This is a genomic window from Pseudomonas proteolytica (assembly GCF_007858275.1).
In the GTDB taxonomy this organism is placed as follows: domain Bacteria; phylum Pseudomonadota; class Gammaproteobacteria; order Pseudomonadales; family Pseudomonadaceae; genus Aquipseudomonas; species Aquipseudomonas proteolytica.
In genome coordinates, this window is the sequence record NZ_VFEV01000009.1 from 1 (window position 1) to 22,021 (window position 22,021).

The window sequence follows — 22,021 nt, forward strand, 5'->3', positions numbered from 1 at the left end:
GCTGCGAAGCAGCCCTAAAACCAGCCGCTACGGAGTATCTGATACACCGCATACGGCTTACTGGGGCTGCTTCGCAGCCCAGCGCGGGGCAAGCCCGCTCGCCACAGGAGAGTTCGTCAGTTTCTGAAAGTTGTGTAGATACCGATGCTGCGATAGCGGTGAAACAGTCGATAGATAAGTCGCCTGGCGCACCGTCATCGCAGGCAAGCCAGCTCCCACAGTTGATTCTCTTTGTTAGATAGCTCGTGTAACTCATTAATTTAAATCAATAAAAAACGGCGCTCACGGGCGCCGTTTTTTGTTTGCAGCGAACGCCTTAGTAGTAGGCGTTTTCTTTCTGCGTATGGTCGGTCACATCACGTACGCCCTTGAGCTCGGGGATGCGCTCGAGCAACGTGCGCTCGATACCTTCACGCAAGGTCACGTCAGCCTGGCCACAGCCCTGGCAGCCGCCACCGAACTTGAGCACGGCGATGCCGTCATCCACCACGTCGATCAGGCTGACCTGGCCGCCATGGCTGGCCAGGCCCGGGTTGATCTCGGTTTGCAGGTAATAATTGATGCGCTCGTTGACCGGGCTGTCGGCATTGACGTTCGGCACCTTGGCGTTGGGGGCCTTGATGGTCAGTTGGCCGCCCATGCGATCAGTGGCGTAGTCGACCACGGCATCGTCAAGGAACGCTTCGCTGAAGGCATCGATGTACGCAGTGAAGCTCTTGAGCCCCAGCGCGGTGTCTTCAGGCTTCTCTTCGCCCGGCTTGCAGTAGGCAATGCACGTCTCTGCGTACTGGGTGCCCGGCTGGGTGATGAAGACGCGGATGCCGATGCCCGGGGTGTTCTGCTTGGACAGCAGATCGGCCAGGTAATCGTGGGCGGCGTCGGTAATGGTTATGGCAGTCATGGGAACTCCTCACAGGCTTGCCGGCAGTTTACGCCAATCGCCTCGGCGGCACAAAGTCCTAGTATTTTTGTCGGGCAAATCCACCTCTACAGGTTCTCGTAGCGGTTCATATCCAGCACACCCTCTTCCACCGGCGTGGTTTCGTGGAGGTACTGCGACAGATCGTGGAAGTACTCCCAGAACTGCGGGTGGCTGCGGCGGATGCCCCAGCGCTCGACAATCCGCTCAAAACGCTTGGTATCCCTGGCCAACTCCATGTCCTCGACGAACTCAGGCACATCCTCGGCCGGCACGTTGAAGATGAAGTTGGGGTAGCTGCTGAGTACGCCTGGGTAGATCGTCAGGGTATCCAGGCCCGGCTGGTAGCGATAGGCCTCGCCCAGCATAAACGCCACGTTGCTGTGGGCACGGTTGCGCAGCAGGCTGTAGACCTCGCGCTTGCCACTGCGGGTCTGGATGCGCAGCAAGGTGGCTTCCGGCAATTGCTCGATCACCTTGAGCCCGGCCGCCGGCCTGGAAGTCAGGCGGCTGAGGGTCTGTTCGGCATCGCGCAGTTGCGGATCGATACCGGGACGCGAGCAATAGGCGCTAATACAGCGGTTGATCGGGTCGGGGCTGGCGTTCAAATTGCCATAACGGGCGAGCAACTGGTTGGCAAAGTCGCGTTTCGGGTCCTTTTCATCCAGCTTCAGGCCCGTTGGCTTGTCGTTGTCGATGGCTTCATAGTCCAGCCACAGCTTGACCTTGCCGCTGTTCTGGTACCAGTCATCCAGGTATCCATCGCGCGAATCCGCCGGCATCAAGCGCAGGAAGTTCTGTTCGGCGCCATTGCGGATCAGGTCGAAATACAGGCGGGTCTGGGCTTGGTGCGAGACGTTGCCGAATACGTCGAAATTGACCGCCAACTGGTAATAGGTGCGCTCCAGCAACGGGAAATCGAACAACCACATCGTCTGCGGCACTTCGCCAATCAAGCCCTTGGTCACCGAGGCGCTATCGAAATGGCGGAAGATGCTCAGCAAGGCGTTGTCATTGCCCGCCCACAGGCTCGGCCAGCCAGGCGCCGGTAAGTCAGCGTAGTTGTCGCGGCGCAGGGCCTCGTATTGATTGCGTTTGTCGCGGTAGGCCAGCCACAGGCTCAACACACTGCCCACGTCATCGTTCTGCCCCGGCATGGCGAGCAACGGCGTGGCCTGGCCGCGATAACGGGCATCGGTGATGTACAGGTCGTGGTCCGGATCCTGGAACAGGGTCCAGAAGTTGTCGCGGATCACATCCGTGGCAATCTGCCCCCGGCACACCGGCCCACGGATAAAGGTGCGCACAAAGTATTCGGCGTTATCGAGCATGAACTGGTAGCGCGCCTTGGCCGGGATCGCCTCGAAGGTTTCGAACGGGTTGGCCCGGCGGCCAGGGCCGTAGCCCGGCAGCGCCATGGCCTGCCAGTCGCCGCTGTAGAACAACGACTTGATCCGCGCCATCTTCGCCGCGCTGAACGGGTAGGTAATGTGGGTCTTGTGCACGATCACCCCTTGTACCGGCCACAGGCGGTAGTACACCTGGGTGCCCGGGTCGTCATTGGGGCGACGGGTGTTGATCAGGTCGATCGGCTGGCCGCTGGGCGTACGCGAGCGCACCCATTGGAAGTAATGCCCCGGCTCACCGCCTTCGAAATAGATGTGGGCAAGGAACAAATGCTCGAACAACCAGCGCGCCACCAGGCTTTCGCGGGCACCGGGCTGGTTCAGCAGGTTTTCCCATTGCTGCACCTGCAAGGCTTCCTGGGCATTGGGCGCCAGGCCTTGCTCATCAATCGGCGCGCCGGACGCGAGCCAGCGCTGCAAGGTCTGGTATTGCTGGTCGGTCAGCCCAGTGACGGCCAGGGGCATGCCTTCCTTGGGATGCGCGCCTGCGTAGGCGTCGAACTCCCCCGGCAGCGGGCACATGTTCTGGCGGTTCAGGCCCAGCACAATGTCATCGGGCAACTTGGCATTGGCCACCAAGGGGGTGTTATGGCCCAGTTCCAGCATGCGTGCCATCAACGCAGCCTGAGTGCCTTGGGCGTCCAGCACCGAGGCAAAGCCCTGGCGTTGCCAGGCGGCCTTGCCAAAGGCGTCATAAAACAACCGGGTCGGCTGCGACGCCTGGCTGCGCTCGCCGTCATACACCGGCGCCTTGCTTGCGCCGCGTGCCGCGCCTTCGCCACTGCCCAGGTTGAGCTGGCAGGCAGAGTCATAGCAGGCATGGCAAGCCACGCATTTCTCGGTGAAGATCGGTTGAATGTCGCGGGTATAGGAAATCGCCGGGGCGGGTCCGTTGGCCTGTGCGATACAGGCGACCAGCGCCAAGGCGGCGCTGGTAATGAGGCGAAGTGACATCTATCCGGTCCCGATTCAATGCGTGCGCTGAAAAATTGCCGCGATTCTACCGATGTCGGCACCCGATCAACATGAGCGATATTCATGCAAAACCAGGGCATGCTCTAAAAGCGCACAGGTTTGCTATGATCCACGCCCTCCGTAATGCCTGATTAGAGTAGTCCCATGTCCGATCGTAGCACTCGCCTGCAAGCCCTCCAGCAAGCCCTCAAGGAACGCATCCTGATCCTCGATGGCGGCATGGGCACGATGATCCAGAGCTACAAGCTGGAGGAAGAGGACTACCGCGGCAAACGCTTTGCCGACTGGCCAAGTGACGTCAAGGGCAATAACGACCTGTTGATCCTGACCCGCCCGGACGTGATCGGCGGGATCGAGAAGGCGTACCTGGATGCCGGCGCCGATATCCTCGAAACCAACACCTTCAACGCCACCCAGGTGTCCCAGGCCGACTACGGCATGGAGGCGCTGGCCTACGAGCTGAACCTGGAAGGCGCGCGCCTGGCGCGTAAAGTCGCCGACGCCAAGACCCTCGAGACCCCGGACAAACCGCGCTTTGTCGCCGGCGTGCTCGGCCCGACCAGCCGTACCTGCTCGCTGTCGCCCGACGTGAACAACCCCGGCTACCGCAACGTCACCTTCGATGAACTGGTGGAGAACTACACCGAGGCCACCAAAGGCCTGATCGAAGGCGGTGCGGACATGATCCTCATCGAAACCATCTTCGACACCCTCAACGCCAAGGCTGCCATCTTCGCCGTACAAGGCGTATATGAAGAGCTTGGCGTCGAGCTGCCGATCATGATTTCCGGGACCATCACCGACGCCTCCGGGCGCACCCTGTCGGGCCAGACCACCGAGGCGTTCTGGAACTCCATCGCCCACGCCAAGCCGATTTCCGTGGGTTTGAACTGCGCCCTGGGCGCCAGTGAGTTGCGGCCATACCTCGAAGAGCTGTCGAACAAGGCCGACACCTACGTGTCCGCCCACCCCAACGCCGGCCTGCCCAACGAATTCGGCGAGTACGACGAACTGCCCTCGGAGACCGCCAAGGTCATCGAAGAGTTTGCCCAGAGTGGCTTCCTCAATATCGTCGGCGGCTGCTGTGGCACCACGCCGGGGCATATCGAAGCCATCGCCAAGGCCGTGGCCGGCTACGCGCCGCGCCCGATCCCGGACATTCCCAAGGCTTGCCGCCTGTCGGGCCTGGAGCCGTTTACCATTGATCGCCAGTCGCTTTTCGTCAACGTCGGCGAACGTACCAACATTACCGGCTCGGCCAAGTTCGCCCGGCTGATCCGCGAAGACAACTACACCGAAGCCCTGGAAGTTGCCCTGCAGCAGGTGGAAGCCGGCGCCCAGGTGATCGATATCAACATGGACGAGGGCATGCTCGATTCGAAGAAGGCCATGGTGACCTTCCTCAATCTGATTGCCGGCGAACCGGATATCTCGCGGGTACCGATCATGATCGACTCCTCCAAGTGGGAAGTGATCGAGGCCGGCCTCAAATGCATCCAGGGCAAGGGCATCGTCAACTCCATCAGCATGAAGGAAGGCGTCGAGCAGTTCATCCATCACGCCAAGCTGTGCAAGCGCTACGGCGCGGCGGTGGTGGTGATGGCGTTCGACGAAGCCGGCCAGGCCGACACCGAGGCGCGCAAGAAAGAAATCTGCAAGCGCTCCTACGACATCCTGGTCAATGAGGTGGGCTTCCCGCCGCAAGACATTATCTTCGACCCGAACATCTTCGCCGTGGCCACCGGTATCGAAGAGCACAACAACTACGCCGTGGACTTTATCAACGCCTGTGCCTATATCCGCGATGAGCTGCCCTACGCGCTGACCTCGGGCGGCGTGTCCAACGTGTCGTTCTCGTTCCGTGGCAACAACCCGGTGCGCGAGGCGATCCACTCGGTGTTCCTGCTGTATGCGATCCGCAACGGCTTGACCATGGGCATCGTCAACGCCGGCCAGTTGGAGATCTACGACCAGATCCCCACCGAGTTGCGCGACGCTGTCGAAGACGTGGTACTCAACCGCACGCCGGAAGGCACCGATGCCCTCCTCGCTATCGCCGACAAGTACAAGGGTGATGGCAGCGTCAAGGAAGCCGAGACCGAGGAATGGCGTGGCTGGGACGTCAACAAGCGCCTGGAACACGCGCTGGTCAAGGGCATCACTACCCATATCGTCGAAGACACTGAAGAGTCGCGGCTGTCCTTCGCGCGCCCGATCGAGGTGATCGAGGGCCCGTTGATGTCCGGCATGAACATCGTCGGCGACCTGTTCGGCGCCGGCAAAATGTTCCTGCCCCAGGTGGTCAAGTCCGCCCGGGTGATGAAGCAGGCCGTGGCTCACTTGATTCCGTTTATCGAACTGGAAAAAGGCGACAAGCCGGAAGCCAAGGGCAAGATCCTCATGGCCACGGTCAAGGGTGACGTGCACGATATCGGCAAGAACATTGTCGGTGTGGTACTCGGTTGCAACGGCTACGACATCGTCGACCTGGGCGTGATGGTACCGGCGGAAAAAATCCTGCAGGTGGCCAAGGAGCAGAAGTGCGACATCATCGGCCTGTCGGGGCTGATCACGCCGTCCCTGGATGAGATGGTGCACGTGGCCCGCGAAATGCAGCGCCAGGACTTCCACCTGCCATTGATGATCGGCGGCGCCACCACCTCCAAAGCGCATACGGCGGTGAAGATCGAACCCAAGTACAGCAACGATGCGGTGATCTACGTGACCGACGCCTCGCGTGCGGTGGGCGTGGCCACACAGTTGCTGTCCAAGGAACTGAAGGCCGGCTTTGTCGAGAAGACCCGCCTGGAATACATCGACGTGCGTGAGCGCACTTCGAACCGCAGCGCCCGCACCGAGCGCCTGAGCTACGCGGCGGCCATCGCCAAGAAGCCCCAGTTCGACTGGGGCACCTACACCCCGGTCAAGCCGACGTTTACCGGGGCCAAGGTGCTGGACAATATCGACCTCAAGGTCCTGGCCGAATACATCGACTGGACGCCGTTCTTTATTTCCTGGGATCTGGCCGGCAAATTCCCGCGCATCCTCACCGATGAAGTGGTGGGTGAAGCCGCCACCGCGCTGTACGCCGACGCCCAGGAGATGCTCAAGAAGTTGATCGACGAAAAACTCATCAGCGCCCGCGCGGTGTTCGGCTTCTGGCCGACCAACCAGGTGCAGGACGATGACCTGGAAGTGTACGGCGACGATGGCCAGCCGATTGCCAAGTTGCACCACCTGCGCCAGCAGATCATCAAGACCGACGGCAAGCCGAACTTCTCCCTGGCCGACTTTGTGGCTCCCAAGGACAGCGGCGTGACCGACTACATCGGCGGGTTTATCACCACCGCCGGCATCGGCGCCGAAGAGGTGGCCAAGGCCTACCAGGATGCGGGCGACGACTACAACTCGATCATGGTCAAGGCCCTGGCCGACCGCCTGGCCGAGGCCTGCGCCGAGTGGCTGCACCAGCAGGTGCGTAAGGACTACTGGGGTTACGCCAAGGACGAAGCGCTGGATAACGAGGCCCTGATCAAAGAGCAGTACAGTGGCATCCGCCCTGCCCCAGGCTACCCGGCGTGCCCGGATCACACCGAGAAGGCCCAATTGTTCCAGTTGCTGGACCCCGAGGCCCGCGAAATGCACGCTGGGCGCAGCGGTGTGTTCCTCACCGAGCACTACGCGATGTTCCCGGCCGCGGCGGTCAGCGGCTGGTACTTCGCCCACCCGCAGGCGCAGTACTTCGCCGTGGGCAAGATCGACAAGGACCAGGTGACGAGCTACACCGCACGCAAAGCGCAAGACCTGAGCGTGACCGAACGCTGGCTGGCGCCGAACCTGGGATACGACAACTAAGGGCTGCATGGGTCCCTCTGGCTAGAGGGTGTAGCCCCCTCGGTGTATCTGGCAGGACTTGGTGAGGCTATTGGGGCGGCTTTGCCGCCCAGCGCGGGGCAAGCCCGCTCGCCACAAAAAAGCCAGTGTTGGCAGCGAGTTCCAGGGTGCTGCATAGACCTCTGTGGCAAGGGGGCTTGTCCCCCGCTGGGCTGCGCAGCAGACCCAAAACCATTCCCCTCGGTGTATCTGGCTGAACTTGGTGAGGCTATTGGGGCGGCTTTGCCGCCCAGCGCGGGGCAAGCCCGCTCGCCACAAGAAAAGCCAGTGTTGGGCAGCAGGTTGCAGGTTGCTGCAAAGCCCTCTGTGGCAAGGGGGCTTGTCCCCCGCTGGGCTGCGTAGCAGACCCAAAACCAGCCAGCTCGGTGTATCTGGTAGAACTTGGTGAGGGTGTTGGGGCGGCTTTGCCGCCCAGCGCGGGGCAAGCCCGCTCGCCACAAAAAAGCCAGTGTTGGCAGCGAGTTCCAGGCTGCTGCATAGCCCTCTGTGGCAAGGGGGCTTGTCCCCCGCTGGGCTGCGCAGCAGACCCAAAACCATTCCCCTCGGTGTATCTGGTAGAACTTGGTGAGGGTGTTGGGGCGGCTTCGCCACCCAGCGCGGGGCAAGCCCGCTCGCCACAAAAAAGCCAGTGTTGGCAGCGAGTTCCAGGCTGCTGCATAGCCCTCTGTGGCAAGGGGGCTTGTCCCCCGCTGGGCTGCGCAGCAGACCCAAAACCATTCCCCTCGGTGTATCTGGTAGAACTTGGTGAGGGTGTTGGGGCGGCTTTGCCGCCCAGTGCGGGGCAAGCCCGCTCGCCACAAAAAAACCAGTGCCGGGTCACGGCTTTCCTTGGCCGCTTAGAGGTTCAGCGCCTGTCGCTCCTGCCGGGTCAGGCGGATCGCCAGGGCCGTGCGCTGCTCTTTGCTCCAGGTTCCCAACGCAGCATAGTCGCGCAAGTAGTCCGAACCATTGTCGGGATAGCGCTCTTCCAAGGCTTCGGCCTTTTGCTCCACCTCCTGGGCCAACGCCGAAAAATCAGCGGCGTACTTCTGCTTCAGGTAATTGAGCCAATACTCCAGCCCCACCAGCTTTTCCTCGAACGTCGAGGTGCACTCACGTTCCAGCACCGCGGCAAAGGCGCTGTCCAGATCGGCCGTGGTCACTTCCGATAACTCGCTGTACAGCATGCTCAACGGTTGCCGCGGCAGCTCCAGACGCTGGGCAAGACCGATGCGCAAGGCCAGGCGAATCTCTGCTGGGTCAATGTCCTCGCGGCTTTCGATAGTGGCCTGGGCAATCTCTTCCACAGCCTCCAGGCGCAGCATGCTGCGGGCAAATTTCAACAGTGTGGCCCCGTCCTGTCCCTTTTCAGCAAGGGTCAGTGCATCGAACTCCAGGGCACGGGTTTCCAGCTCATTGAACATCAGGATGCGGCCATCCCCACAGGTCACCTCGGGCATCAGCGCCGTGGCCCGGGCAAACAGATCGCGGCGCAGGGACGGTTTTTTATCCATCGCCTCCAGCAGCGCCCACACCCGTTGCGTCAGGTCCGCTGGCGTCTCAAGAAAGTCCTCGGTATTGCGCAATTGCGAGAGCGTGAAGAAAAAGTCGCCACTGCCTTCTTGGGCGAACAGTTGCTGCCACAGCCGGTGCTTTGACGAATACGGCGCGACACCGCCAAACCAGCGAGCTTTCTGCTCCTGGGGCGTTTCGATGTCGGGATGATTGAGGGAGTAATCCGGGGAGTCGAAAGCAGCCAGTTCGTCGCGTTCCTGATAGCTGCGGATCATGGCGTCGAGTTGCTCGGTGGAAAAGCCCAGGCCGCTGCCGGTCTGGGTTAGATAGACCTGTAGACGCTCACAGGCAGCTTGCTCAAGGCGGTTGCCTGACAAACTGGTCCCCGCCAGCAGTTGCCGATACTGGAGTGCGAGTGCCGCCTCCGGCAGGTTCTCGATCCAGTTGTCTTGCAAGTTCAGGCTGCGGAGGTGTCGCAGTTCCAGGACCGCCATGGGCCAATCGTCCAGCAGGTTGTGCTGCAGATACAGCGTATTCAGCCGGGCCAGGCCGCCCAGCTCCACCTCGGTCAACAGGTTCTCGCTCAAGTCCAGCCATTCCAGTTCGCCCAGGGCCGACAGTGGCTCCGTGGTCTGCAGTTCATTGCTGGCCATATCCAGGTGTCGCAGCCCCCGAAACTCAGCGATGGCATCGGGTATGCCGCGCAAGCCGTTGTGGCTCAGGGTCAATTTACGCACATGGGTAAAGGCCCGCAGAAACCCATTGGAGCCCTGGGCGGTAAGCCGGATTCGGCTCAGGTTCAGTTCGCTGACATGCGCAAAATAGTCAGGCAACGTGGGCAGATCCCCCAACGAGAGCTGGGAAAAGTCCAGCAATTGCACGCCGTCCAGCCCAGGTGCGGGCGGTGTGGCGCGCAGGGTGTGCCGCCAACTCTCCAACAGGCGATCCGCCGCCCGGCGGCGATCCAGGGCACTGACCCAACTGCCGTCCAAATAGCCGTGAACATCCATCCAGTCGTTGAGCAGCGACACCCACTGCGCGTATTGCGCTTCCCATTCATCCAGGCGGGCGTGGACCTGCTGCGCATCCAGGCCATGGCTGTGCAGCTCGTCTATGCGAGCCGCCGCCTGCAGGTCATCCAGGGCTGGGGCCAGCCGTTGCAAGCGGGCGCTTGGCGCTAACTGCACCGCGTCGGCAGCGGACGCCGTGGGCAGCGCCACCAGCAGCTCAGGACGGCGCAAGGCATCTTCGGGAAAATATTCGGGCTTGCCCCCCGTCAGCCCCTGGGCAAGAAGGTCGCGGGGGATACCCAGGGGGTTTTCCAGCCGGGTTGCTGGGTGCCTGCGCGCAAAAAGCCGCGCCTCGGCGCGCGTCGCCATGTCGAGGCGGCAACCCCGCAGGTGGGTGTTGAGCAACAAGGGGTCATGCCCGCTCAAAGCCGCCTCGGGGATACCGGTCACGGCGCTGTAACTCAGATCCAGCCGTTGCAACGACGGCAGTTCCAGCACCCCTTGCGGCCACTCGTCGAGCGCACTGTGGCTCAGGTCCAGAGTGTGCAGGTCATGTAGGGCACTGATATCCAGGCTGCGGATCGGGTTATACGGTAGGCGCAGCGAAACTAGCCCCGTCAGTTGGCTGACCTGGGCCTGTATCGCCGGGCTGACGACCAGCCAGTTATGGGAAAGGTCCAAGTGGCGCAGGGATGGGCATTGCGCAAGCACTGACGGTAGTTCGGCCAGATTGTTTCGGGCCAGACTCAATGTGTCGAGCTGGGCGAATTGGCCGATCCAGCCATTGATGCCTTCCAATGAGACGCCTATATCACTCAGGTCCAGGCTGCGCACATGGCTGAACCCAGGGGCAGGCAACCGTGGCAAATCGACCAGTCTGGCGCCGGACAGATCCAGGTGCGCGCCCATGGCAGGCAACTCGCCGTCAGTCACCAAGCGCGGCTGCAGCCCGTGGCGCCAGCAATCGAGGATTTTTTCAGTCGCCACCTGACGCTCGACCTCTACTCTACCGACACTGGACTCGTGATCCGACCATTGCTCCAGCACCTCGAACAACTCGCGGTATTCCTTGCGCAAGGCATTGACCCGATCCAAGCGTTGACGCGCGCTCAGGTCCTGGGCCCTGAACCCGGCGAGGACTTTATCGGCAAAGCCCTGGTCGCCATCTTTCAAGCCGGACAAGGCCCCCTCGCAATAGGTTTGCACCAGGCGCTGTTCATCCACCAGGTGGGCCGGGTTGTCATGCAGGTGCTCATACACCCTCATGAAATCCTGGGCTTCGTATTCCGACCAATTCACGTGCAAGCCCCGCCACAGGCGAGGGTGCCCGGCAAACATTTCGGGCGGCACGTTACGCAGCGGCGTGCCTGTGAAGTCCACAAACTCCAAGTGCTCAAGTGCCAGTAGCCCTTGAGGCCAGGCAGACAGCGTGCCGGATACGCTCAAGCGGCGTAATGAGGTCAGGCCACTGAGGTCCAGGGCCGGCAAGCTACCGACCAGGGACAGTTGCTGGAGGCCGGTCATGCGCTCAAGGGGCTGTAGCGCTTGCGGGGTGTAGGTCAGTTCCGGGCCAGTGATCGACACGGCCGTGAGGCCTGAAACGTGCGCCAGGCGCTGGGTCACGGCCCCGAGTTGCTCGGGGCTCACGTACAACTCCAATTGCTGCACACGGGGAAACGGTCGCAGTAGTTGTGTTGGCTCTTCGGCCAGCAAGCGCGCCCCCGACAAGTTCAGGGTCTGCACATGGGAAAAGTCCGCCTCCCACTCAGGCAGCACCTGATCCGCGCGCAGATTCAATGTGGCGTGGGGAGCGCGTTCCCGATCCAGGCCCTGGCGCCAACAGTCAATGACATCGTTCACGGCGGGCAGGCGCGACGCATCATCCCCTGCCCATTGCTCCAGCGTCGCGCGCAAGGTCGTCAATTCGCGCTGGCGGTTGGCAAACAACAGGGCGATTTTCCGCTCGCTTTCGCCGTCGAGTCGGCGGGTCTCGATGAACTCCAGGACCTCATCGTCCGCCAAGTTCGGGTAGACACCCCGAGCCAGGACAATCAAATACTCATCCATGCCCAGCAGCGGGCCGCGACCGGACAACGCATAGCCCAGGCGCCCGCGCTGCAGGCGTAGCGAAGGCCGGGACCTGGGGGCGCGCAGCTTCAGAAGCTGCTCGGCGACGATCTGCCGATGCGCCCTGGCATAAGTCGCCAACAGCGTCTGCAAATCCGTGCCCTGCCCCGTCAGCGCCAACGCCTGGCGGGTGTCATCGGGCAGCGCAGCAAGGATCGACGGGAACAAGTTACGCCCTGGGGCGTCGGCGCTATTGAGCACGTTGCCTGCGGCATCAAAGGCCTGGAATTGATCGCCGTGCTTGACTAGGTAGCGGCGCACGGCGGCGTCGGCATCCCCGATGCTGTCCACCAGGGGCCCGCGATGACTGTCCAGGCGCAGCTCAAGACGCAGGCCCTGGGGCCAACCCGGCAGGCGCTCCAGGCCATGCAAGGCCAAGCGGTCGCTGTCAGGGCTGGCAAGCCGATCGCGATGCAGCCCACTGATCGCACGGCTCACCCGGCCTTGTTGCACCGCGGTACGGGCCAGGTGATCAAGACGGGCACTGACCCGGGCGTGGTGGTGCAGGTTGGTCAGTTCCTGCGGGCTGGCGTGGTTCAGCACCTCACTGCGGGCGCGGTGGGACAGCGAGGGAAACCGGCGCGCCAGTAACCCTGTATCGGCGGGGGGCGGCCCCTTGGCGCGCAGCAGGGCGTCAAACAGCGCCTGTTGCCTGTGCAGGGCATGCTCGGCGAGGCGCTCATTGAAGCGCTGCGCCCTGGTCAGCTCGCCTGTATTTGACCCAGTGCCTAGCAAAGCGGCCGTTTCCTGCTCGTCCAGGCCCGCCAACACCGCTTGGGCGAGCCTGCCTTGCAGCAGGTCGGCACGGGTGATTTTCAGGGTGGGCCGAAGGTCGTCGGCTGACGCCGGACTGCCATAACGCACAGAGCGGCCAGTGGGCTTCGGCGCAGTGACGGTGGGGCCGCCCCACTCATCGCTCAGGGGCACGCCATGTAGGTTTCGACGATCAGGCGTGCCGAGCAGGTAACGCGCCTGTGCTTCGCCCAAATCTGACAACGACTGCCGCTCTTCAACGGCAGGAAGATCTACAGCAGCCTGTTCAAACACTTCCACCACCCGCCCCCGTGGCCAGCCGCGCATTTCAAGCGCAAGGGGCACGGCGTAGGTATCGCGGCTGTCCAACCCGTCGCCACGGCGCAGCCGGCCAATCAGCGCTTCGACCTCCTGATCGACCTGGAACTGCTCCAGGGTATCGGCCAGCGCCGCAGGTACTGGCAAACCATCCATGTGTACCTTGCGCAACACGTCGTCATCAACGCCGCTGACCTCGCCAATAACCCTCAAGGTCTCATCCGCGAAGCTATCAGTGATGTGCCCCAGGCGCCGCAGCAAGGTCAGGCGGTCCCACGCCAGGGGCGACTCATGACGATGGCGCCAGGCGCCCAGCCCGTTGTGTTCGAGGACCGGCTGATAGGCCATGGGGTCATGGGGATGTTGGATGCGCCATTTTTTCAGCAGCGGGTCAAAGGCCTTCTCGTACACGCCGTTATCGATACGCACGTAATGCCGGTTGCCGATCGTGTATTGCCCCAAGGCATTGGGCGTGCTCCCGGCAACAAGGCTGTCGGCCTGCTTGTAGGGGGCCAGGTCAGGTTTCCACAGGCGTACCTTGGCGTTGGGTAACTGCACCGGCACCAGGCCCTCGATTACCGGCTCAGGCCTGAGCCGACTCAAAGCGGCACCACCCGCCGCCGTCAGCCCGATCAAGGCCAGGTTTTGCGCCAGATCGATGATATGCGCCTTGGCGGCCTTGCGGTCGCCTTCACTCCACTCCTGCGCGGCCTCGATCACCTCGCTCAACAGTTGCTCGACCATCACCGCCATCATGACCTCCCCCAGCACCGGCACGAACCCCGCAATTGTGCTGAGCCCGAACAGCCCCACATTCAGCAGCATCGCCAGTTTACGTTTGCGCACTCTGGCATCGACATCGGCCGTGGGCACCGCACGACTGGCTGCATCAGCGATGCATTTTTGCCGGTGCTGTTCATACAAATAGCTCCACAGATCGACCTTGTCGCTGCCATGCACCTGGCCTTTTAACGCCAGCGCTATAGGTGCCAGATGAGGCTGCGGGTTCGGGACCTGCGGCGCTAACGGCATGGCCGGCAGATTGTTCACGGTGAATGGCGTCAGCTTGCTGATCAGTTCGTATGTCTGCCCAAGACCAGCAAAGTTAGAACCGATTTTTTCCAGCAAGGTCGCATCGGCAGCATCCTCGGTGAACTCGCTGAAATAGTGAGGGCGATCGGCGTCGTCAACGAACTGACTGAAGAACCGTTGGTAATCCGTCGGACGGGTCACGCGGGTTGACGCCGAGCCCGGCGTGATCAGGCGCTGTGTGAGGGTTTCCAGCATCTGCGCGAGGGAGGCGTAGCGCTTGAGCGGGGTATAGGGGTCGTGGGGGATGTACAAGATAGGGAAATGGGCGCGGGCCTGATCGAAAGCCAGAAACAACACGCACCCAGTCATGCGCAGCTTCATCAGGCCCAGGTCGCAGATCCATACCGGTTGGCCGCCACTGCGCGGTGAACGCTCGCCATCGATCACCGACAGCAGCATGTTGTAGTCGTCGTGGGTTATGTCCTCGCCCACCAGGGCCAGTTCGGCGGCCGCCCTCATCGCCGTCTTTTGACTGGCAATGAACTGTTGGCGCAGGGTTGTCTCGACTGCGGCATCGCTGGGGTTGAAGAATTTACTGATGTAACTGCGGTACTGGCCACCGAGGTCCAGGGTCCGGCACATGGTCATGAACTGATGGACTTCAAGGCCTCGCATGCGCAACGGCAACAAGGAATGTTGGGGTGATACACCACGCGTCGGTACTTGCCACTTGAAACCCGATGACGGGTGAAACGCGCCCTGCTCGCACTCGGCTTCCTCAAAGTTATGCAGCGCCGCTTGCAGCAGTTCCAGTTTCAGAAAGTCATAGGCCAGCGTGTTCACGTTGAAGTGAGTCACTTGCAGTGATTTGCGCAGGCTCAGCCAGGTTTCGATCCGCGGGGCCAGCGTCACGCCGAACTGGTCTTTGAGGGCGTTGACCAGCAGCGGCCGGGCAAAGGTCTCTATGTCCTGCAGGGCTGACATCGTCTTGTCCAGGGCAGTCTGCGCGGTGAAGCTGGCGACAATGCAGTCGCGCACTCGCTGGCGTTGCTCGGGGGGCGCGCGCCGGTAGGCGGGCGGCACAGGCGCATCGCTGCGCTTGAGTGCCTCGCGGCGTGGGGAGCTGGCGTCGATCAGCCATTGCGGCGTACGTGTCTTCAACAACCGCCCGTGGATGCTGGGGGTCGGGGGCAATACAGGAGAGTCGGTCATGGTGCGGCTCCAGGAAAAGCCACAGCACACCACGCTCACTGGAAAGCGCGGCGGTAACTACGTCTGCACATTCCCGGGGGGTTGGCTATTCTCTGTGGAGTCGCCCACGTACCCACCCCAGCAGGAGGACTTATGGATGCTCCCGACAACAAACCGCCGACCTTCTGGCAGATGCTGCACAGCGTGATGGCCGCCGCGTTCGGCGTACAGAGCGGGAAAAACCGCGCCCGGGACTTTACCCATGGCAAGCCCAGTCATTTTGTGGTGCTGGGGATTGTGTTTACCGTGCTGTTTGCCCTGACCCTGTTTGCCATCGTCAAGCTGGTGGTGCATCTGGCCGGGGTCTAGGGGTTCAGTGCAGCACGCTCTGCATGCTGAAGGGATACTGATAGGCCGCAGGCTTGCCCTGGGCCGACAGCGCGCGAAAGTCCACGCCCTCGCCCTCGCGGCCCGCCCTGTCGAGCAAGCGTTGAGCCTGTGGCTCGGCGATCACCTGAAACAGCTTCACCTGGCGCTCGCGCCCGCCATGGCGCTGGATATCCACGCCCCGTGCATCATCATGCAGCAGCACCATCGCCCAGCCACCGACCGTGAAATGCCCGGCGACCAGGGCGCTGAGCTGCCCGTCGAGCCGCGCTCGCAGGACGTCGGGCGAGCTGTTGACCGCGCTGAACAATACGTCCTTGCCGGGCGTGCGCCCACTGGCCTTGAGCGCCTGCATTGCGCCCAGGGCCATTTCATCATTGGCCGACCAGACGAGCGCGGTGCGCGGGTAGCGCTTGAACATTTGGATGGCCTGTTCAAACGCGCGCTCCCGCTTCCACTCGCCGTAGACCAGTTGGCGCAGATGCACTTGGGGGTGTTCGCGCAGGGCACGCTGCAGGCCCTGTTCACGCAGTTGCGCGGTGGGGGTGTTCTTCGCGCCGGAAAACGCCAGCACGTCGAGGGTCGTGCCCGCCGGGACCGGGCCGTATTGGCGCAATAACTCCGTGAACATCAGGTAGCCGCCCTCCTCGTCATTGGCGACCATGCTGCCCAGCAGGTTGGGGTATTTGCCCGCGTCGAGCAATTGCGCCTGGTCCGGCGTCAGGGCGTTGTTGACGATCAATAACTTGACCGTGCTGCCCTGGGCCATGCGCAGGATCTGCGGGGCAATGTATTGCTCGTTGACCAGCACCAGGTAATCCGGGCGCTGCGGCCCCTGCAATGCTTCGCGGGCCTGCTGCAGGGTATTTTGCGGATCACGCTCTGAATAGCGCACACGCAAATCCAGGCCGAGGTCCTTGGCCGCAGCCTGCATGAATTGCGCGTAACTGACCCAGAAGGCTTCAGTGGACATTCCAGGGTTGAGAAACACCACTGACGTGGCATGGGCCATCGCCCCGAACGTCATTCCCACCCACCACACGCACCCGCAGAGAACCTTCAACATTACAGCCCGAACCCCGGAAATTGACCGATCATGATAATGGCAACGAGCCTTTTGATCTTGGCTATTTACCGGCAGATCGGACAGCTTCGCAGGGATCAGCGCCGGTTATTGATGGCTGACCCAGAACACGGCGGTTGAAACCACCAGGATAATCAGAAACAGAATCGCCCAGGCGTCCACGGTACTGTCGGTTTTACGGGCTTTGATTGGATTGCTCATCGCATCGCCTCTTGTCGGTTTTATAGGTGATTGCACTAAGACTCGACCACAGTAAAGTCGATGATTGCCCTTATGACAAATGGGGGTATCGCGATAAACGTTCTCATTAGTCGATTTGGTTCTTTGCATATACTAAAACATCACTTTTGCGCATAAACGCAAGCTGGTATCGTGCGCCGGCTCCGTTGGGAGTGCGCGGCCGTGCGCGCAGATTTGCCGAGAACAGGACCTATATGTACGTATACGACGAATACGATCAGCGCATCATCGAGGACCGCGTCAAGCAGTTCCGTGATCAGACCCGACGCTATCTGGCAGGTGAACTGAGCGAAGAAGAGTTCCGCCCTCTGCGCCTGCAAAATGGCCTTTATGTTCAGCGCTTTGCGCCGATGCTGCGGGTGGCCGTGCCTTACGGCCAGTTGACCTCGCGTCAGACGCGCATGATGGCCAAGATCGCCCGTGACTTCGACAAGGGCTACGCCCACATCAGTACCCGCCAGAACGTACAGTTCAACTGGCCGGCCCTGGAAGACGTGCCAGACATCCTGGCTGAATTGGCCACCGTGCAGATGCACGCCATTCAGACCAGCGGTAACTGCTTGCGCAACGTGACCACCGACCAGTTCGCCGGTGTTGCCGCCGATGAAGTGATCGACCCGCGTCCGTGGTGCGAGATTGTTCGTCAGTGGACTACGTTCCACCCAGAATTTGCCTATCTGCCGCGCAAATTCAAGATCGCCATCAACGGCTCGACTTCCGACCGCGCCGCGATCGAAGTCCACGATATCGGCCTGGAGCCAGTGTACAACGCCGCCGGCGAACTGGGCTTCCGCGTCCTGGTGGGTGGCGGCCTCGGTCGTACCCCGGTAGTTGGCGCGTTCATCAATGAATTCCTGCCCTGGCAAGACCTGTTGAGCTACCTCGACGCCATCCTGCGTGTGTACAACCGCTATGGCCGTCGTGACAACAAGTACAAGGCGCGCATCAAGATCCTGGTCAAGGCCCTCACTCCAGAGGTATTTGCCCAGAAGGTCGACGCCGAGATGGAACACCTGCGCGGCGGCCAGACAACCCTGACCGAAGCCGAAGTGCATCGCGTGGCCAAGCACTTCGTCGACCCGGACTACAAGGCCCTGGGCAACCAGGACGCCGAGTTGACCGCACTCGACCAGCAGCACCCCGGCTTTGCCCGCTGGCGGACCCGCAACACCCTGGCGCACAAGCAGCCGGGCTATGTGGCGGTGACCTTGTCACTCAAGCCCACCGGCGTGGCGCCTGGTGATATCACCGACAAGCAACTGGACGCCGTCGCCGACCTGGCCGACCGCTACAGCTTTGGTCAACTGCGCACCTCCCACGAGCAGAACATCATCCTTGCGGACGTTGAGCAGAGCCAACTGTTCACCCTGTGGGGCGAACTGCGCGAAGGCGGTTTCGCTACGCCGAACATCGGCCTGTTGACCGATATCATCTGCTGCCCGGGCGGCGACTTCTGCTCCCTGGCCAACGCCAAGTCAATTCCCATTGCCGAGTCGATCCAACGCCGTTTCGACGACCTGGACTACCTGTTCGACATCGGCGAGCTGGACTTGAACATCTCTGGCTGCATGAACGCCTGTGGTCACCACCACGTTGGCCATATCGGCATCCTGGGGGTGGACAAGAAAGGCGAAGAATTCTACCAAGTGTCCCTGGGTGGCAGCGCCAGCCGTGATGCGAGCCTGGGCAAGATCCTCGGCCCATCCTTCGCCCAGGAAGCCATGCCCGAGGTGATTGGCAAGCTGATCGACGTCTACGTCGAACAGCGCACCGAAGATGAGCGCTTCATCGACACCTACCAGCGCATCGGCATTGACCTGTTCAAGGAGCGCGTCTATGCAGCGAATCATTAAGAACAACGAAGTCGTCGACGAAACCTGGCACCTGCTGCCCAAGGACGCGACGTTCGATGGCATCTCCAACTGCGACGACCTGATCGTACCGTTGGCCCTGTGGCGTGAGCATGGCCACGCCCTCAAGGCCCGCGACGGCGGCCTGGGTGTGTGGCTGGACGCCGATGAAGAAGCCGAAGAAATCGGTGATGACGTGCAGCACTTCCAGGTCATCGCGCTGAACTTCCCGGCCTTCACCGACGGGCGCAACTACTCCAACGCGCGCCTGCTGCGTGACCGCTATGGTTATAAAGGCGAACTGCGGGCGATTGGCGATGTGCTGCGCGACCAGCTGTTCTACCTGCACCGCTGCGGTTTCGATGCCTACGCCTTGCGCGCCGACAAAGACCCGTACGAAGCACTGGAAAGCCTCAAGGACTTCTCGGTGACGTACCAGGCCGCAACCGACGAACCGCTGCCGCTGTTCCGTCGTCGCTAAGCCCTGACGGGAAACAAAAAAACCGAAACCTGGCGTCGCAGGTTTCGGTTTTTTTATGGGCTCCGAGAGGCGCCGTTGTGTACGTCAGCCCTTGTGCTGTGCGACCCAATGGCCATAGGCATCGATAAACGCTTGCAGGAACGGTTTGGTTTTCTCCGACAGTTTGCCCGACTCATCGAACGCGCTGCCCGCGCCTCCGAGGTAGGCTTCCGGCTGCTGCATGCAAGGCACATTCAGAAACACCAGGGACTGGCGCAAATGATGATTGGCGCCGAAGCCACCAATGGCCCCTGGCGAAACACTGATGACGGCACCAGGCTTGCCGCTCCAGGCGCTCTGGCCGTAAGGGCGCGAGCCGACATCAATGGCATTTTTCAGGGCTGCCGGCACCGAACGGTTGTATTCAGGGGTGACGAACAGCACTCCATCGGCCGCCGCCACCTGCTGGCGGAACGTGGTGTAGGCCGCAGGTGGCGTTGCACCATCAAGGTCTTCGTTATAGAGCGCCAATTCGCCGATTTCGACGATGTTGAGCTTGAGATTGGCCGGCGCCAACTGTGCCAATGCCAAGGCGACCTTGCGGTTGATCGACTCTTTTCTCAAGCTGCCGACCAGTACGGCAATCGTATAGACCTTGCTCATGGGGCTTTCCCGACATCTGACTAAAGGAACCTGTAGTTATAGAGCCTTCGCCGGCCTATCACCAGCAGGTTTTGCTCAATCGGCAGCGGTTTGGCCCCATTGCCGGCTCGTAGGAAAAATAAGCGGAACATCAACGAATAGTATTTTTTTGATGTAGGTAAACTACCCGCCTTAATGACGGTCTACAGAACCGCAAATCGGTGTTTTTCTCCAGAGGTTCTAAGCAGATGGCAGCAGTACTTGTCGGACAATTCCATGCTCGTGACGCGGAAGGTCGCGTTTATTCCGTGCATGAATTCCAGGAGTCCACCTCGTCAGGCGACGGTTCAGAACCGGTAATTTCCTACAAGCTGGCGATTGGCGACCGGGTCAACAAGGTCGATGAGAACACCTTCGTTTTGGTTCAGTCGCAGGTATCCCTGACCCGCGAGCCTGAAAACATGCCTGTTTGACAAGGCTGTGCCTCCAGGCAGAAGTCATATGAGCGGACTTGGGTTAGGATTCACCCGGTGAATCCCTTACCTGCTGAACATGGACTTCATGCATGCGTTTACGTCATATCGAAGTGATTCAAGCCATTTTGCAGACCGGACACCTCGGCACGGCCGCCGAATGGTTGCAACTGGCTGTGTCCGATGTGGACGCTACCCTGAGGGACGCTGAACAACAGTTGGGCTTCATGCTGTTTGCCAGCGTCCGCGGGCGGTTGCAGGCCACCCGTGAAACCCTGGCCATGCAGGCGCAGATCGCCCACCTTTACGAAGCACTGGAACCCATACAGCGCCTGGCCAGCAGCCTCAAGCACCACCATGCCCCGCCGCTGCGCACGCTCTGTACCCCGCCTTTGGCCAACCAGCTATTGCCGCAAAGCATCGCGTTGTTGCGCCGCCGCTTCCAGGACACGCCCTGCAACCTGTCCAGCCAACCGACACGCGACATCGTCAGGAGCCTGCTGCTGCACGAGGCAGACCTGGGGCTGAGCCTGCATGACCCCGAACACCCGCAAATCACCAGTACCCTGTTGGGCCAGGGCAAGCTGCAGTTGCTGGCGCCCCATGGCTGGCTCAAGCCACGGCAAAAATACATCGCCCTGCAAGAACTGGCCGGCCAGGCAATGATCGGCCTGGAGGGACAAGACCCGTTGAGCCAGTTGCTGGACAGCAAGCTACAAGCGCTGCGGCCGTTGCCGGTGATCCAGACACGGGTGCAGACCTACCAGATGATGCGCAGCATGGTCGAAGCTGGCGAAGGGTTGGCAGTGGTCGACCCCTTCACCGCCAGTGGCGCACGGGAAGCCGGGCTGGATACTTGCCCATTGTCACCACCGATCCTGGTGAGTTTGTACGGGTTGACGGTCAAGGACAGCAACCCGAGCCCGGCGCTGAATGCGTTGCTGGAGATTGTCACGCAGAAGGCACAGGCCCTGCTGTCCCCGATCAATTAGCTGAGAGGGCCTATTGTGGAGTTGTGGGGGCCAGTTGTGGCGAGGGGGCTTGTCCCCCGCTGGGCTGCGCAGCAGCCCCAAATTCTGGCTATGCGGCCAGCCTGATAAACCGCGGCGGTCTTATTGGGGCTGCTGCGCAGCCCAGCGGGGGACAAGCCCCCTCTCCACAAAAAGCGCCATAAAAGACCCACAGCCACCACCTGCCCTTGGTCAGTGGAACAGCCGATACCAGAAAATCGCCACCTCACGGGTCTGCGGATCAATCCCGCGATAGCGCAGGTGGTCGATGCCGCCCATCACATAGCCGCTGCGTTCGTACAGCCGGCACGCCCCCAGATTATTGTTCTGCGTCTCCAGCATCATCCCCGGCAGGTTTTTCTTGCGGCTCCAGAATTGCGCAACATCAAGCAAAGCCTTGGCCACGCCATGCCGACGGGCCGGGAGCACCACCGCCAGTTCATCGACATGGGCAAAACCGTTCCAATTGGTACTGACAACAATATGCCCAACCGGCCGATCATCCAGGTACGCCATGAATACCGCACTGTCGGTGGCATTGCGGTAACTGGCGAACTCCTCGGGATCGATGCCGTAGCATTTGCGGTACGGCAATATCTGCTCCACCGCCCACTGGTCAACAGGCTTGCCCAGCTCCGGCGTGCCATATGTGCACACCTCGAAGCTGAAATCATTGCCCCACACGTAGGCGTCAAATCCCTCGTCGGCGACTCGCACACTGAGCCCCGGGTACTTCGGATTCATTACAGCTTGCAT

General features: G+C 61.4%; 12 protein-coding genes. 6 read left to right on the forward strand and 6 right to left on the reverse strand.

What is annotated here, in order from left to right:
* Positions 1-316: 316 nt before the first annotated feature.
* Positions 317-901: a Fe-S biogenesis protein NfuA gene (nfuA, locus tag FIV38_RS08365; RefSeq protein WP_003190728.1), complete on the reverse strand. Its 585-nt coding sequence runs from the start codon at positions 899-901 to the stop codon at positions 317-319.
* An 86-nt stretch (positions 902-987) separates the two neighbouring features.
* On the reverse strand, positions 988-3,279 hold the full coding sequence (locus FIV38_RS08370; protein ID WP_092236958.1) for a fatty acid cis/trans isomerase: 2,292 nt from the start codon (positions 3,277-3,279) through the stop codon (positions 988-990).
* 165 nt (positions 3,280-3,444) lie between these two features.
* Between FIV38_RS08370 and metH the strand changes: the two genes are divergently transcribed.
* Positions 3,445-7,155 carry a methionine synthase gene (gene metH / locus FIV38_RS08375; RefSeq protein ID WP_092236961.1) on the forward strand — a complete coding sequence of 1,237 codons (3,711 nt, stop codon included), beginning with the start codon at positions 3,445-3,447 and terminating at the stop codon, positions 7,153-7,155.
* Positions 7,156-8,030: 875 nt separating this feature from the next.
* Here the strand turns inward: metH and FIV38_RS08380 are convergent.
* Positions 8,031-15,140, reverse strand: coding sequence for an NEL-type E3 ubiquitin ligase domain-containing protein (locus FIV38_RS08380; RefSeq protein WP_092236964.1), 7,110 nt, complete (start codon positions 15,138-15,140; stop codon positions 8,031-8,033).
* A 132-nt stretch (positions 15,141-15,272) separates the two neighbouring features.
* On the opposite strand from FIV38_RS08380, the gene FIV38_RS08385 reads away from it, so the two are divergent.
* Positions 15,273-15,488: a DUF2970 domain-containing protein gene (locus FIV38_RS08385; protein ID WP_029291403.1), complete on the forward strand. Its 216-nt coding sequence runs from the start codon at positions 15,273-15,275 to the stop codon at positions 15,486-15,488.
* A 4-nt stretch (positions 15,489-15,492) separates the two neighbouring features.
* Here FIV38_RS08385 and FIV38_RS08390 read toward each other — a convergent pair whose 3' ends face one another.
* Positions 15,493-16,572, reverse strand: a complete 1,080-nt coding sequence (locus FIV38_RS08390; RefSeq protein WP_092236967.1) for an ABC transporter substrate-binding protein — start codon at positions 16,570-16,572, stop codon at positions 15,493-15,495.
* A 452-nt stretch (positions 16,573-17,024) separates the two neighbouring features.
* Between FIV38_RS08390 and FIV38_RS08395 the strand changes: the two genes are divergently transcribed.
* Positions 17,025-18,683, forward strand: coding sequence for a nitrite/sulfite reductase (locus FIV38_RS08395; RefSeq protein WP_029291399.1), 1,659 nt, complete (start codon positions 17,025-17,027; stop codon positions 18,681-18,683).
* Positions 18,667-19,161: a DUF934 domain-containing protein gene (locus FIV38_RS08400; protein WP_029291397.1), complete on the forward strand. Its 495-nt coding sequence runs from the start codon at positions 18,667-18,669 to the stop codon at positions 19,159-19,161. Before FIV38_RS08395 ends, FIV38_RS08400 begins: the two co-directional genes overlap by 17 nt.
* Before the next feature lie 84 nt (positions 19,162-19,245).
* On the opposite strand, the gene FIV38_RS08405 is transcribed toward FIV38_RS08400, so the two are convergent.
* Positions 19,246-19,803: an NADPH-dependent FMN reductase gene (locus FIV38_RS08405; RefSeq protein ID WP_092236970.1), complete on the reverse strand. Its 558-nt coding sequence runs from the start codon at positions 19,801-19,803 to the stop codon at positions 19,246-19,248.
* 227 nt (positions 19,804-20,030) lie between these two features.
* On the opposite strand from FIV38_RS08405, the gene FIV38_RS08410 reads away from it, so the two are divergent.
* Both FIV38_RS08410 and FIV38_RS08415 read left to right on the forward strand, forming a co-directional pair.
* Positions 20,031-20,255, forward strand: coding sequence for a hypothetical protein (locus FIV38_RS08410; protein WP_029291392.1), 225 nt, complete (start codon positions 20,031-20,033; stop codon positions 20,253-20,255).
* A gap of 92 nt (positions 20,256-20,347) precedes the next feature.
* Positions 20,348-21,247, forward strand: coding sequence for a LysR substrate-binding domain-containing protein (locus FIV38_RS08415; protein ID WP_092236973.1), 900 nt, complete (start codon positions 20,348-20,350; stop codon positions 21,245-21,247).
* 210 nt (positions 21,248-21,457) lie between these two features.
* On the opposite strand, the gene FIV38_RS08420 is transcribed toward FIV38_RS08415, so the two are convergent.
* Positions 21,458-22,021 (reverse strand): GNAT family N-acetyltransferase, encoded by a 564-nt coding sequence (locus tag FIV38_RS08420; protein WP_071609994.1) that lies wholly within the window; start codon positions 22,019-22,021, stop codon positions 21,458-21,460.